The organism is Pedobacter sp. V48 (genome assembly GCF_000523515.1).
Classification (GTDB): Bacteria; Bacteroidota; Bacteroidia; order Sphingobacteriales; family Sphingobacteriaceae; genus Pedobacter.
On the sequence record NZ_AWRU01000002.1, the window covers coordinates 1 to 15,451 of the forward strand.

Consider the following 15,451-nt stretch of genomic DNA (forward strand, 5'->3'; position numbering starts at 1 on the left):
TCCCTACACGACGCTCTTCCGATCTTAGCTKGGAATGACGGCAATGACCTTACCGGGGCGGATTTTAAACATGGCAACATCGTGGCTAAAGGTTCTAAAGGCGTGTGGCTGGAGCCGCTGGGTCCCGGAAAGTATCCCATCAACAAATATGTGATGAAAGTGGAGCCCGTACCGACTACCAATCTGGTTTTAAACTGGGCATCTGCCCGGAGTGAGGCACATAACCTGGATAAGAACTTGTGTACGATCACGGTAAGGTCTAAAGACGGTTTCCCTTTCAACCTGGACGTCTCGCAGATCATTCACGTGCCGACAACCGAGGCGCCAAAGGTTATCGCCAGATTTGGCAACATGGTAAACCTTGTCTCGCAGGTATTGGAGCCTACCATAGGCAACTATTTTCGCAACTCGGCACAGGATAGTGACGTCATTGCATTTCTGAGTACACGCAAGGAACGCCAGGAGTCTGCAAAAGAACATATCCGCAAGGTGCTTGATGAGTATAACGTGAATGCGGTGGATACCCTGATTGGAGATATTGTTCCGCCGGAATCGCTCATGAAAACTTTAACCGACCGTAAGATCGCTGAGGAGCAGAAGGTAACTTACAATACGCAAAAGCAGGCGCAGGAAACCCGTCAGGGTATGGAGAAAGAAACGGCCATCGCCGACATGCAAAAGGACATGGTTAAAGCACAGCAAAGTGTAGAGATTGCTGAACGCACAGCGAGCGCAACGGTAAAAAAATCTGAGGGTGATGCGGCTGGTGTGAAACTTGCGGTAGGAGCGGAAGCGGAAGCGACTAAAATGAGGGCTCATGCAGAGGCTGAAGCCACAAAGGCAAGGGCACATGCAGACTCCGAGGCGATTAAATTGAGGGCATCCGCAGAGGCCGAAATGATTTCGCTAACGGGCAGCGCTGAGGCGGGTAAGATTTTGGCGGTCGGTAAATCAACAGCCGAGGCATACGAGCTGGCGGTTAAGGCCTTGGGAGGAGAGAACTTTACCAGGTATAAAATTACCGAAGAGTTATCAAAAGGGAAAGTCAAACTGATACCTGATGTGCTGATCGGAAGCAGCGGGCCTAATGGTGCCTCAGCTATGGACGGCTTGCTGGGGATCAAATTAATGGAACTGATGGATCCTGCCGGCCGCAGGGAAGTTATACCGTCGGCAGATCTTGCCGAGGCTAAACCGTAACTGGTGTAATTTTATTAGATCCCACTTTGAGCGATGTTTGAGTGGGTTCTATTAATAAAAAAGTATATTTGAATTTTGACGAAATCCTATGGAAAAATCAGCGATAGATAGAATAATGGCCCCGGTAAGCCGGTTTATACACTTAGAGTATACCAGTGGAATTGTCCTGCTGATTAGCGTTGTTGTAGCGATTATCTGGGCAAACTCCGGCTATCATGATTTTTACGAACACCTGTGGCACATTAATTTTTCTATTGGGTTTGACGGTTTCATATTGGCTCATCCGCTGCACATTTGGATCAATGATGGACTGATGGCGATCTTTTTTTTCGTGATCGGGCTGGAATTGAAACGTGAGTTTATGGATGGTGAACTGTCTTCGCTGAAAAAAGCTTCATTGCCCATGACTGCCGCGCTTGGCGGCATGCTGGTTCCTGCCTTGATTTATTACGCCATCAACAGTGGCACTGAAGCAGATCATGGCTGGGGAATCCCAATGGCTACAGATATTGCGTTTGCATTGGCGCTGCTTTCCATGGCCAGCAAGCATATCCCTGTTTCTATAAAAGTGTTTCTCTCCGCACTGGCTGTCGCTGACGATCTGGGAGCAGTACTGGTCATTGCATTTTTTTATACGGCTGATATTAATTTTGTCGCGCTAGGCATTGGTTTTGGGTTTTTGCTGCTCTTGATTGCTGGTAATGGTCTGGGAATCAGAAGCAGTATTTTTTACCTGATTATAGGCTTTGGCGTCTGGATTGGCTTCCTGCTTTCTGGGGTACACGCGACCATTGCGGGTGTGCTGGTTGCATTCACAATTCCTGCGGTCACTAAGATTGATGAGCAGATATATTCCACTAATCTTCGGAAGCTATCGTACGATTTTCAGGAAGATATACCCGAGAAAGGCAGCCTGATCACCCCGAACCAAAACAAGACCATTCAAAAGGTTAAAAGTTTGAGCATGGCCGCAGAAACGCCGTTGCAAACTATAGAGCATGCCTTGCACCCCTGGGTCGCCTTTGGCATTATGCCTTTGTTTGCCCTGGCGAATGCCGGGATCGTCATTGGAGCGGACTTTTTTAGCTCGATTATCAATCCGGTTTCAATTGGGGTTGCCGCAGGACTGATCATTGGTAAATTCGTGGGAATTTTAACATTCTGCTGGGTCATGGTGAAATTTGGTCTGGCCAGTTTACCAGAGGCGGCCAATTGGAAACATATTACCGGTGTTGCACTCCTTGCTGGAATTGGTTTTACCATGTCGTTGTTTATCAGTGGCCTTGCCTTCAAAAATCCGGCATTCATTGATCAGGCTAAGTATGGGATCTTGATTGCTTCGGTTATAGCCGGGGTACTGGGCACGATTGTACTTAAGAGCATCAGTAAGACAGCAGCCACGGCAGCTGAAGATTGATGTTAAGGAGAGGTAGCCGAGGTTAACACACAACCTTCGCGCTAAAATTGTTGCCTTTCATTTCCTATATTCGTACTAATGTATCAGCGTGATTATCTTTTAATTGAGGTCCAGAAATTTACTTTGATGCTGTCCCGCTTATTGGGTTTAAAAGCAGCAGGTAAGCTGGACGAATTTAACCTGGAAGTACAGGCGCTTTTACAGGATGAATTCGATAGTAACCTGGAACGTTTGCTCGGGTTTTCAGAAGAGGAGTTTACGGTATTTGTCCAGGATAGTGGTTTTAGTGCTGAGAAATTGAATGCCCTGGCGCAGATACTGTATTTGTTTGCACAGCCAATGACGCTTACCCCGGAGACATTAGTATTGGTTCGTAAAGTTCTGCTACTTTTTGACTACCTGGCTGAAAAACATCAGTATACCTCTTTCCAGAACGCAGAAATAGCCAATGTCATTTACCGGTTTTTAAGCAACCTCGGTATTTCTGGCTAGCTGTCGGTTTTGTTGCTAACCGGGCCACGTGGAATTGTTGTCAGGACAGTGGGCTAGCTCCCGATAGGGGCAGTATGTGATCTTAACAAGACGATCCTTTTGTATATAAATGAGCCTTTATTAAATGGGCAAAACGGTCTGAATGACAAAATTTAATGGTACTTTAGAGAATGTTACATTACCGCTTACCCTCAGTAATTGCAGCCCATTCAGTCAAGCAAGTCCTTCTGGCTAGGAAAAAAGCGAGGATGGACACTTTAGCAACTATTGAGAGAAAGCCGAGTTTGTACAGCCTGTTTCACCCTTCCATTTTTTGTCTCGTGATATGGGTGGTGGTCGTATTAGGAGGGCTAATGTGCATTTTAAGTATTTTTTGAGCAAGATGACGACCCAGGTAACCCCAATCCGTCAAAGATGGGACCTTGATTTCAACCCGAAAAGAGTTGTCTCAAATAGGGAGGTCTCTACCTCAATCAAATGGATTTAAAATCCTAGAAATCGTTTATACTGCCGAAAAAATGGCAGCTGAAAACGGTGGTGTTTAAAAAAATGGTCAGTAGTTCGCTGTCTCGTCATCAGGAGGTAACTGGGTTATTAACGGTTCTTCTTTGGTGCATTTGATCAGAAAGAAGGGCTGATTTTCCGTGATTTCGCTAATTTCAATTAACCCAAAATTACTGAACTCGGCATGAACAGATTCCCGGTCGTAGAAGTAGATGTTCACCCCGTCGATTATTTCGTACCGGTCCCGGCTAACATACTTGCCAGTCCGGTAGGTAGCCGCTTGTTTGGTGATGGCTGTAAAGATCATATGTCCGCCAGGGGATAATTGGTTATAGCAGTCGGCGATCAGCTTCTTTCTTTCGGCAGCATTCAGTAGGTGAATGAGGGCATAGCAAAATATTGCGTCATATGCAATATGATCAAAGGGCATATCTGTTACTGAACCGTGGTGAATCTGCATTTGATCGCCGTAATGTTTTCTCGCCATTTCGATCGCCGTTTGGGAGATTTCAATCCCGGTCACTGCAATGCCGTTTTGCCGGAAAATGTGTGCGTTCCGCCCGTAGCCGATTCCTGGTATTAACATGTTTTTTACCGATTTTTTAAGGAAAAAATCCTTTGCCAGCACCGCTGAATTCGCAGGTTGAAAGCCCCACATTTCCTGCTTTTGTTCGAATGCAGTCTCCCAAAATTCAGGTTTTTGCCGTTGATTAGTCATTGATCAGTATTTAGATTGCAAGATAAAGTTATTGTTAACTGGTATTAACTTGATCTGCTTCAGGTAATTTTTCGCGTTTAAACTATTGTATGGTTCTGCTACCTTCAGGGACTCATTCGGATTCACCGTTTATCTGCTGTCGGGCGCTCACTAATTCATGAATTAACCAGGCAGCGCCGTCCAGCATGCATTATTTTACGTGAGACCCCTTTGTTACTTTAACTGGTCTGGGTGGAAAACTCCGCACACTGAATTACATATCTTAACGCCCAGGTACCAGAAAAATAGGCTAAAAAAAGGTGCAGCAATGACATCCCAGCTGTAGTGTACGTGCTGGATCAATACCAGTGCGGCCATGACGGCGGAGGCTGTAAAAGCGATCAGTTTATCTTTTTTGCCGGGTAGGCACAACCCGATTAAAAACAAGGTGGAACATGACCGGAAAAGAAGAGATCTTTGGTGATATTTTCTGCGTGGTAGAATATGACGGTCAGCGGATCGACCAAATCGATCAAACCCTCGGGCGGGTCAAGAGATACGATGCTGATGGTAATCAGGCGGGTTAGGCAGAGAAAAATGTATGCCCAGGTAAGCCGTAAAAATAATTCCAGTGATTTGATCATTCTGGTAATTGCTAGTACTATTGTAGCATATAAAACAATAAAGATCCATAGAGAAACATTGATTGCGGGAATCAGTCGCAACAGGGGATCGCTGAGCAGTCTGCCCTCTCGTTGTTGTACAAAGCTAAAAAATACCGGAAAGCCGAGTACAATCAAAAGCAGGATTGTACCTGCCAGAAAGATACTTTTTCTAAAAATTGAACTGTTCCATCGGTTTGTCCACAGATGCCTGGTTGTGCTCATGAAGTGATTATATTGGTTTATCCCCGCCGCGTAAATATAGCATCGCAAAGATATTAAACTAACATTAAATGCGCATTAAGATAAAACGCCTTAACGGTCGTTTTGGCGTATGATGCATGGGAAGTGATTTTTCAAGCTGTGGACCGTGAAATTACAGGCCGGGCATTTGCGCTTCACTTCCTTTGCGGCTCTTGCCATTTGAACAGAAACGATGCCGTCGGGTACTGCATGGTGCCATAGCCGATGGTCACCAGTATGCTGCTCAGGAATTGGCCGGGGGGGGCATATCTCCCCTAGCCGAGCTACGGTTAAAGTGTATTTTTCGGATTTGATCCGGCAGATTAACTGATGGAATTCTTATAAATAAGTTTTACCGGGTTAAAATTTATAGTAAGAATCGCTAAGTAGTGTACGGAAGTTCTATTAATTTGCTTTTCTTTATACAAAACGGAAGAATACCAGAAATTTAATCAATAATGGAAGAAATACTTGCAAAAATCAACGATTTGATATGGAGTAATGCGTTAATTGTGCTATGTATGGGCACTGGAATCTACTTTTCTGTAGTAACCAGGTTCCTGCAGGTGAGGTACATCAAGGAAATGTGGCAATTGCTCTTTGATGGTAAGAGCTCAGACAAAGGAGTAAGTTCTTTCCAGGCTTTTGCAATAGCAATTTCAGGCCGGATTGGTACAGGTAATATTGCAGGTGTGGCTACTGCCATCGCAATGGGCGGACCGGGTGCTGTGTTTTGGATGTGGCTGATTGCTTTTTTGGGCAGCGCATCCGCATTTATTGAAGCTACATTGGGACAAATCTATAAACAGGTAAATAACGGAGAATACCGTGGAGGGCCGTCTTACTATATAGAAAAAGGATTGGGAATGAAGTGGTATGCGGTTTTGTTTGCGGTCGCAACTGTATTGAGTACCGCTTTATTTTTGCCCGGGGTACAAAGTAACAGTATTGCTTTGAGTATGCAGAATGCCTTTGCTATTCCTGTCTCTTATACTGGCGCAGCTGTTGTGCTGCTGCTGGCACTCATTATCTTTGGCGGAGTCAAAAGGATCGGTAAGGTAGCTGAAATTGTGGTGCCGTTCATGGCTGGTGGTTATATACTCATGGCTATTGTGATCATGGCGCTCAATATTACCGAGATTCCTTCAATGATTTCCCTGATCGTTAAATCCGCTTTTAAACTGGAGCCTGCCTTTGCAGGTGTTTTCGGGATGGCAGTGGCATGGGGTGTGAAGCGTGGTATTTATTCAAATGAAGCCGGACAGGGTACAGCCCCGCATGCGGCTGCGGCAGCAGAAGTGAGCCATCCGGTGAAACAGGGGTTGGTGCAAGCCTTTTCCGTTTATATAGACACGCTGTTTGTTTGTACAGCGACCGCTTTTATGATCCTGTTTACCGGCAAATATAATGTATTAAATCCGGAAGGGGGTTTTCTTGTTGAGAATCTGCCGGGCGCGAAAATTGGTGCTGAATATACCCAGCAAGCCATCAGTTCACATTTTCCGTCGCTGGGTGCTGGATTCGTGGCGGTGTCGCTGTTATTTTTTGCTTTTACAACGATCATGGCCTATTATTATATTGCCGAAACCAACTTGAGTTATCTGGATAAAAAAGGGAACAAATGGGCAGTAAATGTCCTTAGGCTCCTGCTGTTGTTTTCTACTTTTTATGGTTCCATCAAAACCGCTGAAGCAGCCTGGACCTTAGGCGACATCGGTGTGGGTATGATGGCCTGGCTGAACATTATTGCGATCCTGCTGCTGCGCAAGCCCGCAATGAGAGCATTGAAGGACTATCAGCAGCAACGTAAAGCAGGCAAGGATCCGGTTTTTAATGCCAAACAAGCCGGAATCGAAAATACATCCGAATGGTAAGCCGCTTTCGGCAGTACTTTATGCTTTTTTGATAATTTTTCCGGAAACAACACCAGATGAATTGGCCGTATTCAGTACTGAAGTCACGCTGGAAATAACACCCGCAATGTCGGACAGGTCAGCAGGTACGATCATCGTATTATTAACCTTGGCTAATTTTCCGAATTCGGTAAGATACTGTTCAGCAATACGAAGATTCACCGCATTCATGCCACCTTCCTGATTGATCGATTTTGCAATCTCCAAAATGCCTTTTGCTGTGGCTACCGCTACCATTTCAATTTCCGAAGCGGTACCACTTGCTTCATTAATTTTACGCATTTTCTCGCCTTCGGAACGGGCGATCATTTCCTGTTTGTCGCCTTCGGCACGGTTGATTTTTGCTTGTTTGTCACCTTCTGATTCTGCGATCAAAGCCCTTTTCTCACGCTCCGCCCGCATTTGCTTTTCCATGGCGTCCCGAATGCTTTGCGGGGGGGAAATATTCTTCACTTCATATCTGGAGACTTTAATGCCCCATGGTTCGCTGGCTTTATCGACTGCCTCTACGATGGTAGCGTTCACTGTTTCACGCTCTTCAAATGTTTTGTCTAGTTCCATTCTTCCAATGACACTTCGCATGGTGGTCTGAGAAATCTGGATTACCGCAAAACGGTAGTTGTCAATCCCGTAAGAGGCCTTTTGCGGATCCATAACCTGGAGGTATAAAATGCCGTCAACTTCTACCGCGATGTTGTCCTTAGTAATACAGATCTGGGAGGCGACATCTATTGCCTGTTCTTTCAGGTTCTGCTTGTATGCTATCTTGTCTATAAACGGGATCAAAATATGAAAACCTGCTTCCAGAGAGCGGCTATATTTACCCAGGCGTTCGACAATAAATACAGAGCGCTGTGGCACTATTTTAAACGTAGAAAAGAATGCAATCAGAACGAATGCAACTAAAATAATCAGGATGTAGGTTGATGGCGTCATATGCTTTTGATGGATTTAACAATTAATATAATACWTTCGGTGTGTGTAATGATCACGTTTTCGCCGGCAGCTATGAGATCCTCTGATTTGGCTTCCCAACTGGCTCCCCTAAACTCCACTTTCCCGCTCTTTCCAGGAGCAATTGCAGTCTCAGCCTTGGCTACCTTGCCGATGTATTCATCTTCTAGTTGCTTCGAATTTACACCAGAGTTGCCAATTTTCCGCTTTATCCAGTTTCTGAAAAACATTACGGTAATTAGGGAGCTTGCGATGAATAAAATAATTTGTGTATTTATTGAAATGTCTGTGAAATAGCAAACGAGAGCCACTATCCATGCGCCTATTCCAAAGAAAAAAAGAATGAATCCGGGGAGGGCAAATTCCAGAGCAAAAAGTACAAATCCGATACAGACCCAAACAAGTGTACTATTTAAAATCTCATTCATACCGTTTAATATATTGGTGGCAGGCATCTGCTTAGTTGCCTGTTGTTCCTAAATATAATGTTTTTAACCGATGAATCCGCAAACTTTTCATCTTGTAAGGGGTTCATTAATATAATAGTTATAGCTTATGCAACGACCTTTACCTAAAAGTCTTATCAATTTATGGAATGATTTGAAGCAGTATCTGCTGCTTCGGTTAGAAGTTTTCAAACTTACGGCAATAGAAAAAGCTGCTAAACTAATAGCTGATCTTATCAGCAATTTCATCGTGGTTTTCTTTGTCTTGCTGGCTTTCCTAGCGGTCTCTGTGACCCTTGCTTTTTACTTTTCAACTTTATTTGGCTCCTATGCCGCAGGATTCAGTTGTATAGCTGCTTTTTTTGTATTATTTGCTTTGCTCTTGCAATGGAAGAAGGCAATCTTCCGGGCATTCATTGCGGCTATTACCATTAAGAAGTATTTTGAGAAGCACCATGAAGCAGAACTAGAACAGAAAGAGCAGGAGAGGATGTGTGTCGAAAAAGATTCAGTTAGGCATCTAAAGCCCTGGCTAAAATGATCGCAGCATTTGCGAATAGATTACACAGTCAAAAATAAGACAGTACATGACCTGCAACGCGAAAATACTTAAAGGCACTCTTTCTACAGTCGCAGATTCTATCCTGAAGGACATCGAAGGCGAAACTGTATTAACAGCTATCCTAATCAAATTGTTGAATCCAGATAGTGACAATCAAAGCAACGATGATTTGCTCTGAAGTGGAGGTTAAATTATTTTTTCAGTAATCAAACGGACTGACGTAATTGCAACTTTCTTGTTACTGTTTAAGTCCTAAGCTTAAAAAACCACACTTTTGGAAGAAAGCAATAGATAGGGATATGCTTAAATTTTTAAGAATTCTTTTTTACATATCGGCATTACTATTTGTAAGTAAACCCTTTTTAGGCTTTTCTCTAATAGACCGTTCTCAAAAAGAGGACATAACTTGTGAGCTTCTGGTCAAACTGTTTAGTAAACGCAAGAGCGATTACATAGAGAGTAATCTGCTTGACTCTCCGGCGGCTCTTCGCGAAATTTCAGAGCCACTAAGTGTACCAGTCATCATTAAATCTGTACTTCTTTCAATAGGTTTAAGTTACTCCTTTTACAGGAATGCGGTGACAAAAGCCGTCCTTCGGCGGGTTCTGTTCCAGCTTCCGGGGAGTCAGGACGCCTATTTGTATAGCATGACTTTCCGTATATAGCCTGCTTTTTCCTCCTGTGGGACTTACTACTAAGGCCCTATTACATTTATTCTGCAATGGATAGATGCATTTATTAGTCTTTCAAATAAGTTTTTCCACTCGGGAGATGCTTAAAACACACTAATGCAATCAGATGGCAAGCAAAAAAATTATGATCGTTGAAGACGATGAAGCAATTATAGACATTTTGACTTTGATTTTGTATGATGCGGGTTACGACGTCGTCGCCTTAAAAACAAGTAAAGAAGCAGAAAATTATCTTACAGGTGATTTGGGCCTGATTTTGCTCGATCTGCGGCTAAGGGGTTCAGATAAGAGCGGTTCAGCTATTTGTGAATTGTTTAAGTCGAGATCAAATATGCAGCATATTCCAATACTGATTCTTTCAGCAGAGCGCGATATCGCCGAGATTGCAGGGAAATGCGGCGCTGATGATTTTATTCAAAAGCCGTTTGACATTGACCATTTGATAACAAAAGTTGAATACCATCTAAAATGAAGAATTTATCCCTGGTCTAAATATGTTGGCTATCGATATTGTATCAACTCTTTTAGGATTTTCCGCTGGATTGTTACTTGCCTTCAGTCGCAGTGGTGAATATTTTGCACCCGGACCACTAGGCGCTTTCAATGCTGCCCGTCGTTGAAATTTCATTACGCTGATTCGATATCGGAGGGGGCGACCCCGAAAATGATCAATACCGGTCCTAAGGACGTTTTGGGTAAAACCGGATTTGACGGACGCAGTTTTAAAAAAGTGCTTACTGAGCGTGTGAGTCATGTACGGGATTATGTTTTTGCCGAACACAACACCCGTGGCATTATCCAGAGAAGCGATGCCTATGCAAGCCGTTCTGCCAGGAGTACAAAATTCCTCTACATCCATAACCTCAATTACAGGAACGAATTTTCAAATACGGTCACGCACTCACCGATGTACTGGCAATGGCTTGAAAAGGATTCGCTGCGTGCTTCTTTTACCGGAACCGGCCTGAGGAAGAATTATATGATGTGATCCTTGATTCCTACTGTCTGATTGTCTGAAAAATCTGTTCGCCGAGGTAAAATACTCGGGTGTTAAACAGGACTTGCGGAAAAAAATCGATGACTTTATGCGACAGCAGGGTGATCATTTTTTCTTTGAGGATTTGGCCAGCGGGTTGAATTCCAGGCAGAGCGCAACCCAATAATCGAGACTTTTAAGTGTTTCCACTTCTATATCATCAACTTACACAAAATCCTTCATTGGCCTGCCATTATTGATCATTTGGGTACAATTACCATCTTCCAGTTTTTCGTTAGCCAAAGTTTCACCTATGCGGCAAAGCAGGCCTGTGCTGGTTACGCAGACAAACATCTTATCATCAACCATAAAACAGATCCCGCTGAACATTGCCTTTTCTGTGACATCATCCCGCTCTTCCAGAAGTTCCCGAACCCTCTCTGCTAGCCGCTGGTTATACGCCATAATTTATAGATTTATATTTCAAGCCAAAAAAGCATTCCCACTAGATTATAATATGGATTAATCAAAGCAATAATTATCTTTAAGTGGCTTAACTGAACAAAGCTAAGTATCATTTAAAAAATCAATTATGGAAAGCAATGCAAATGCACTGAACTGGTTTGAAATACCAGCCCAGGACCTGAAACGGGCACAGGATTTTTATGAGGGTATCTTTAATATGAAGATGGTACAACTCGGGCAAATGATGGACATGGAGATGGTTGGCTTTCCAATCGACATGATGAGCGGGAAGGTTGGCGGAGGCTTGGCTAAAAGTCAGTTTCATCAACCTTCAGAAAGCGGAACATTGGTCTACTTAAATGCGAACCCCAATATTCAGGCTGTGGTTGACCGGGTGGAGGCTTTCGGCGGTTCAGTACTGATGGAAAAAACACATATCAACGTAGATATTGGCTATATGGCCTTTTTTAAAGATACCGAAGGCAACCGTGTTGGCCTCCATGCCCAAAACTAAGGCTTAGCTACTTCCGATTATCGTAAAATAATTATAGTAATGCCGGACTATCGTACACCTGCGTTTTAGCCGGAGCAAGGTGTATTGTTTGTGGAAACGTTTGAGTGCCAGCCCCACATCAAATGGTTTTTTAGGAAAATCGATCAAATCTTCATGTATGTTCAAATAATTTTTTTAAATTCAATCGGTTTATTGACATGCCTGTGGCAGGCTGATGTCATTCCGGGGTTTCAGGTGGTGCTGGCCCCAATTTTTTTTACGGAATAAAAGTTTCGCTTCAGTATTATACATCACTGGTAGCAACTATACCCTAAATAACCATTAAAACATTAGACCTATGAAAACAGGTACCGTTAAATTCTTCAACACTGAAAAAGGATTCGGATTTATTACAGAAGACAATGGAACGGAGATCTTCGTTCATACCACTGGAGTGATCGGAAAGATCCGCGAAAATGACCAGGTAGAATACGAAGTTGAGCAGGGCAAAAAAGGCCTGAACGCAGTAAAGGTCCGGGCTATTTAACATTTCAATAGAATCGACAACACCCCTGTGCAGCTGTTTTATGTGAGTGAACGATACCTATAAAAATACCGGTGATATTGCTCTGATGGATACTATACTAAGTTTAATAACGACTCCTCGTAAATAAGTTACGAAACAGTAGATTTTATTCCTAAAATCGTATCTTTATCTCATAGCATTTGCAGCTATACTATAGTAAGAATTCGGGGAGTAATTCGGTGAGTTATCATCTTTTTACTTTGAAAATATAGGCTAGAAGACATTTAACGGGCTAGGTTCGAGTCCCGTCCGGTCCGCAAATTAAAGTTTTAGAACACCTGCAGTCGTAAGATTACAGGTGTTTTTTGTATTATATTCAGTTTGATTTATATAAATGTTCAGTATATTTGTTATATGGAAACACTAATTATAAATATTCCCGACAAAAAAAGTACTTTGGTAAAACAAATACTTAAAGGCTTAGGTGTAACCATTCAGGAAAATAATCAAACTAAGGAATCTGCTTACAGGAAAAAATTGCTTAAAGTATCAACTTGGGCAGCCGAAGATTTGAATAGTTTCGAAGACAGTAGAAAATCTTTTGAAAATCTGAGTCCCCAGCAATGGTAATTGATACAGGTATCTTTATTGAACATCTTAGGGCGAAAGATAAATTTAGAACATCTCTTTATCTGATTCCCGAAAATACCGAGCTATTTATTTCTTCTGTTTCCTTGTATGAGCTGTATATGGGGGGCACTACTAAAGAGAAGGAAAGTGATATTGTGCCCTTAACTGAAGACTTGGAAGTTTTACCATTTACAGATTCTGTTTCTATTAAAGCTGCTCAGATTTATCATGAATTAAGAACAAGCAATAAAATGATAGAATTTAGAGATATTTTTATTGCGGCTACTTGCCTGATATATAAATTGCCCATCCTGACACTTAATAAAAAGCATTTTAAAAGAATTAAAGGTCTGGAAATTCTTTAGATAATTTTATTGTTTTTATAATTTTCGGATCAATCCCAAAACTTGTGGAGCAGAGGTTAAAAATATAGTCTTGCATTTTTATACCATTTTATATTTATGTCATCAGCTGCTGCATCGTTGCTCAGATTATTTCTGCCAGATTTTATACTAGAAAATTTTGACTTCAAAGGGGTTATTGATTTTAATAATACTGATAATTGATGAAAACAATATGTGTCCCGAAAAACAAGGAAGCTTTAGATAGGTTAGACTATAACAAAACAGAATCAGGTGATTTATTTGAGATATCTTTAGACAATGACGTCTTTTTTGAACTGTGTAAGACAGGCTTTTTTCAAGTTATTAATAAATTAGCTCATTCTAATATTGATGATTTTGAAGACGATGCTATAATTGAAGAAGTTTATTTAAACAATGTCCTTAATAGTGGTATTTTCTGCAAGCAAAAATATAGTGTGGAAATTTTCAAGGTTGTTGAAATGATTGAAGAATTATTCATTAAAGCTTTAAAGTGCAATACTGGTATTTTCTTTTACTTTTAATCTGAACGTGATTAAGTTAATAGGATTACTGTTACAATTTGATGTTTTCTACACAGATGAAAGTAGTCAATTCCGTAAATTATAAAACATCGCGTAAGGGTGTTAGATTACGGCGCAAGGTTCTATGATCCGGTAATAGGAAGGTGGAATGTGGTGGATCCGCCGTCGGAGAAGATGMKMWKKYYCTNCACSWYRCWCTTMCGNATYTNWYAAWSCKATACGATTTATTGATCCTGATGGGATGATGCCTTTTGAGCCTACTCCGGAAGAAGCAGCAAGAATGGCGAAACATGTCTATGGGGATGATGTTGCGTTAACAGGTGGGTGGAAGCAAATCAAGCAGTATAATAGAGAAAGCGGTCTTAAATCTGCATTATATGAACGTGCGCTTTCTGGAGGTGAAAAAGAATATACCTATGCAACGGCTGGTACAGAAGATCTTCTTAAGGATGGGGTGGCAGATGCAAAGCAACTAGCTGGTATTTCTGTGCAATATAAGGAGTCCACGGAAATTGCAAAAGGATTAAAAGGTAAATTGGATGGTGCGGAGTTGAGCTTTACAGGACATTCGCTTGGCGAAGGGTTAGCTGAAGCAAATTCCATTGCTACCGGAGACAAGGCCATTACATTCAATGCTGCAGGTGTATAATTATTTCTCGGCCGTTTCCCAAAGGAATGACATAAAAGACATATAAAACCGTATGGATATGTTTCTATAGATTCGTCAGATCGCAAGATTACTTTTGTTGATGATTTTGAATATTAATGATGTGTCAATTTTTTAGCGAATAGTACAGTTGATTAGGTAAATAATTATAGAAGCCCATTACTATCCATTTTGACCATTTCTTTGAATAGCAAAATTGCTCATTATCAAGTTAAATAGCAAGAAGAATATCCAATAGCTATACAGTAGAATGTGGATAACTAGCTCCTTTTTTCTTAAAAAAAGTAATCAAAAAAGAAGAGCAGGTGTAACGCTAAGGAAACTCATGAAATACTTAAAATGTGAACCTGAATAGTTACCAAAAATCAAAATTTTGAAGATTGTGAACTTGAAATAAATATTTCTGTCTTCCTTATGAAAATTGATGTTTAACCACATCATAACTAAAAGACAGAACTATGGCAACCTTAAGCATTCCTCAAAATGGCCAGGCCTTAAAAGGAAAAAACAGAACCCGAAAAGCAGTTCCCTCAGTAGACCTTACCGCAATGGTGGATCTGGCATTTCTTTTAATCACCTTTTTCATGCTCACAACATCTTTATCTAAGTCGCAGGCCATGGATATAGCCAAGCCGGTTATTGATATCCCTGATCAGCCTTATCCTGCGTCAAGAACGCTAACGGTTCTTTTGGGTAAAGACAATAGCATTGTTTGGTATAAAGGTGAGATGGAGAATGCAACCCCACGTCGTGTAAGCTTTAAAATGATAGGCAGTGTTTTAGCTCAAAATAAAAAGGAAATAGCAAAGTTGCATGCGAATGATCCTGCCAAGTTTATGATTGTTATTATTAAACCCACCGAAGGATCTACATATAAGAACTTTGTCGACATATTGGATGAAATGAGTATTGCAGAGGTGAAATCTTACCTCATTGATGATGATAGTCTACTCAGTCAGGAACAGGGATTCATGAAAAGGTAGGTATCTTTATAGCAACCGGGTT

General features: G+C 41.8%; 20 protein-coding genes. 15 read left to right on the forward strand and 5 right to left on the reverse strand.

Annotation, left to right across the window (positions count from 1 at the left end; translation table 11 throughout):
* The first annotated feature begins 1,288 nt into the window (after positions 1-1,288).
* Together nhaA and N824_RS01345 are read left to right on the forward strand one after the other, a co-directional pair.
* Entirely contained in the window at positions 1,289-2,617 is a 1,329-nt protein-coding gene (nhaA, locus tag N824_RS01340) for a Na+/H+ antiporter NhaA (protein ID WP_048903356.1), read from the forward strand.
* A gap of 78 nt (positions 2,618-2,695) precedes the next feature.
* Positions 2,696-3,109, forward strand: a complete 414-nt coding sequence (locus tag N824_RS01345) for a hypothetical protein (RefSeq protein WP_048903357.1) — start codon at positions 2,696-2,698, stop codon at positions 3,107-3,109.
* Between the two features lie 553 nt (positions 3,110-3,662).
* Here the strand turns inward: N824_RS01345 and N824_RS01350 are convergent.
* Together N824_RS01350 and N824_RS01355 are read right to left on the reverse strand one after the other, a co-directional pair.
* Positions 3,663-4,331: a bifunctional 2-polyprenyl-6-hydroxyphenol methylase/3-demethylubiquinol 3-O-methyltransferase UbiG gene (locus N824_RS01350; RefSeq protein ID WP_048903358.1), complete on the reverse strand. Its 669-nt coding sequence runs from the start codon at positions 4,329-4,331 to the stop codon at positions 3,663-3,665.
* A gap of 416 nt (positions 4,332-4,747) precedes the next feature.
* Positions 4,748-5,197, reverse strand: a complete 450-nt coding sequence (locus tag N824_RS01355; RefSeq protein WP_048903359.1) for a hypothetical protein — start codon at positions 5,195-5,197, stop codon at positions 4,748-4,750.
* A gap of 476 nt (positions 5,198-5,673) precedes the next feature.
* Between N824_RS01355 and N824_RS01360 the strand changes: the two genes are divergently transcribed.
* Positions 5,674-7,089, forward strand: a complete 1,416-nt coding sequence (locus N824_RS01360; protein ID WP_048903360.1) for a sodium:alanine symporter family protein — start codon at positions 5,674-5,676, stop codon at positions 7,087-7,089.
* Between the two features lie 18 nt (positions 7,090-7,107).
* On the opposite strand, the gene N824_RS01365 is transcribed toward N824_RS01360, so the two are convergent.
* A complete protein-coding gene (locus N824_RS01365) occupies positions 7,108-8,064 on the reverse strand; it encodes an SPFH domain-containing protein (protein ID WP_048903361.1) in 957 nt (318 codons plus the stop codon).
* The gene (locus N824_RS01370; protein ID WP_161662246.1) at positions 8,061-8,510 is read right to left on the reverse strand and encodes an NfeD family protein; all 450 of its coding nucleotides are present in this window, start codon (positions 8,508-8,510) and stop codon (positions 8,061-8,063) included. The genes N824_RS01365 and N824_RS01370 overlap by 4 nt, the downstream gene beginning before the upstream one ends.
* A gap of 127 nt (positions 8,511-8,637) precedes the next feature.
* Here N824_RS01370 and N824_RS01375 point away from each other — a divergent pair, with 127 nt between their 5' ends.
* From N824_RS01375 to N824_RS01390, 5 genes are all read left to right on the forward strand, one after another.
* Positions 8,638-9,069, forward strand: a complete 432-nt coding sequence (locus N824_RS01375) for a hypothetical protein (RefSeq protein WP_048903363.1) — start codon at positions 8,638-8,640, stop codon at positions 9,067-9,069.
* Positions 9,070-9,115: 46 nt separating this feature from the next.
* The gene (locus N824_RS31125; RefSeq protein WP_161662247.1) at positions 9,116-9,268 is read left to right on the forward strand and encodes a hypothetical protein; all 153 of its coding nucleotides are present in this window, start codon (positions 9,116-9,118) and stop codon (positions 9,266-9,268) included.
* Between the two features lie 121 nt (positions 9,269-9,389).
* Positions 9,390-9,755: a hypothetical protein gene (locus N824_RS01380; RefSeq protein WP_048903364.1), complete on the forward strand. Its 366-nt coding sequence runs from the start codon at positions 9,390-9,392 to the stop codon at positions 9,753-9,755.
* Positions 9,756-9,888: 133 nt separating this feature from the next.
* A complete protein-coding gene (locus N824_RS01385; RefSeq protein WP_048903365.1) occupies positions 9,889-10,254 on the forward strand; it encodes a response regulator transcription factor in 366 nt (121 codons plus the stop codon).
* 144 nt (positions 10,255-10,398) lie between these two features.
* On the forward strand, positions 10,399-10,770 hold the full coding sequence (locus N824_RS01390) for a hypothetical protein (protein ID WP_152541960.1): 372 nt from the start codon (positions 10,399-10,401) through the stop codon (positions 10,768-10,770).
* A gap of 213 nt (positions 10,771-10,983) precedes the next feature.
* Here the strand turns inward: N824_RS01390 and N824_RS01395 are convergent, their stop codons facing one another.
* Positions 10,984-11,223, reverse strand: a complete 240-nt coding sequence (locus tag N824_RS01395) for a TfoX/Sxy family protein (protein WP_048903367.1) — start codon at positions 11,221-11,223, stop codon at positions 10,984-10,986.
* A gap of 127 nt (positions 11,224-11,350) precedes the next feature.
* Between N824_RS01395 and N824_RS01400 the strand changes: the two genes are divergently transcribed.
* The 7 genes from N824_RS01400 (at position 11,351) to N824_RS01430 (ending at position 15,429) form a co-directional block, all read left to right on the forward strand.
* Positions 11,351-11,737: a VOC family protein gene (locus N824_RS01400; protein ID WP_048903368.1), complete on the forward strand. Its 387-nt coding sequence runs from the start codon at positions 11,351-11,353 to the stop codon at positions 11,735-11,737.
* Between the two features lie 337 nt (positions 11,738-12,074).
* Positions 12,075-12,263 (forward strand): cold-shock protein, encoded by a 189-nt coding sequence (locus N824_RS01405; RefSeq protein ID WP_048903369.1) that lies wholly within the window; start codon positions 12,075-12,077, stop codon positions 12,261-12,263.
* 393 nt (positions 12,264-12,656) lie between these two features.
* Positions 12,657-12,872, forward strand: coding sequence for a hypothetical protein (locus tag N824_RS01410; protein WP_048903370.1), 216 nt, complete (start codon positions 12,657-12,659; stop codon positions 12,870-12,872).
* Complete coding sequence (locus N824_RS01415; protein WP_048903371.1) at positions 12,866-13,237, forward strand: type II toxin-antitoxin system VapC family toxin; 372 nt, start codon at positions 12,866-12,868, stop codon at positions 13,235-13,237. Before N824_RS01410 ends, N824_RS01415 begins: the two co-directional genes overlap by 7 nt.
* A gap of 200 nt (positions 13,238-13,437) precedes the next feature.
* On the forward strand, positions 13,438-13,779 hold the full coding sequence (locus N824_RS01420; protein WP_048903372.1) for a hypothetical protein: 342 nt from the start codon (positions 13,438-13,440) through the stop codon (positions 13,777-13,779).
* A 241-nt stretch (positions 13,780-14,020) separates the two neighbouring features.
* Entirely contained in the window at positions 14,021-14,428 is a 408-nt protein-coding gene (locus N824_RS01425) for a hypothetical protein (protein ID WP_152541961.1), read from the forward strand.
* A 476-nt stretch (positions 14,429-14,904) separates the two neighbouring features.
* Positions 14,905-15,429 (forward strand): biopolymer transporter ExbD, encoded by a 525-nt coding sequence (locus N824_RS01430; RefSeq protein WP_048903374.1) that lies wholly within the window; start codon positions 14,905-14,907, stop codon positions 15,427-15,429.
* The last annotated feature ends 22 nt before the right edge of the window (positions 15,430-15,451 follow it).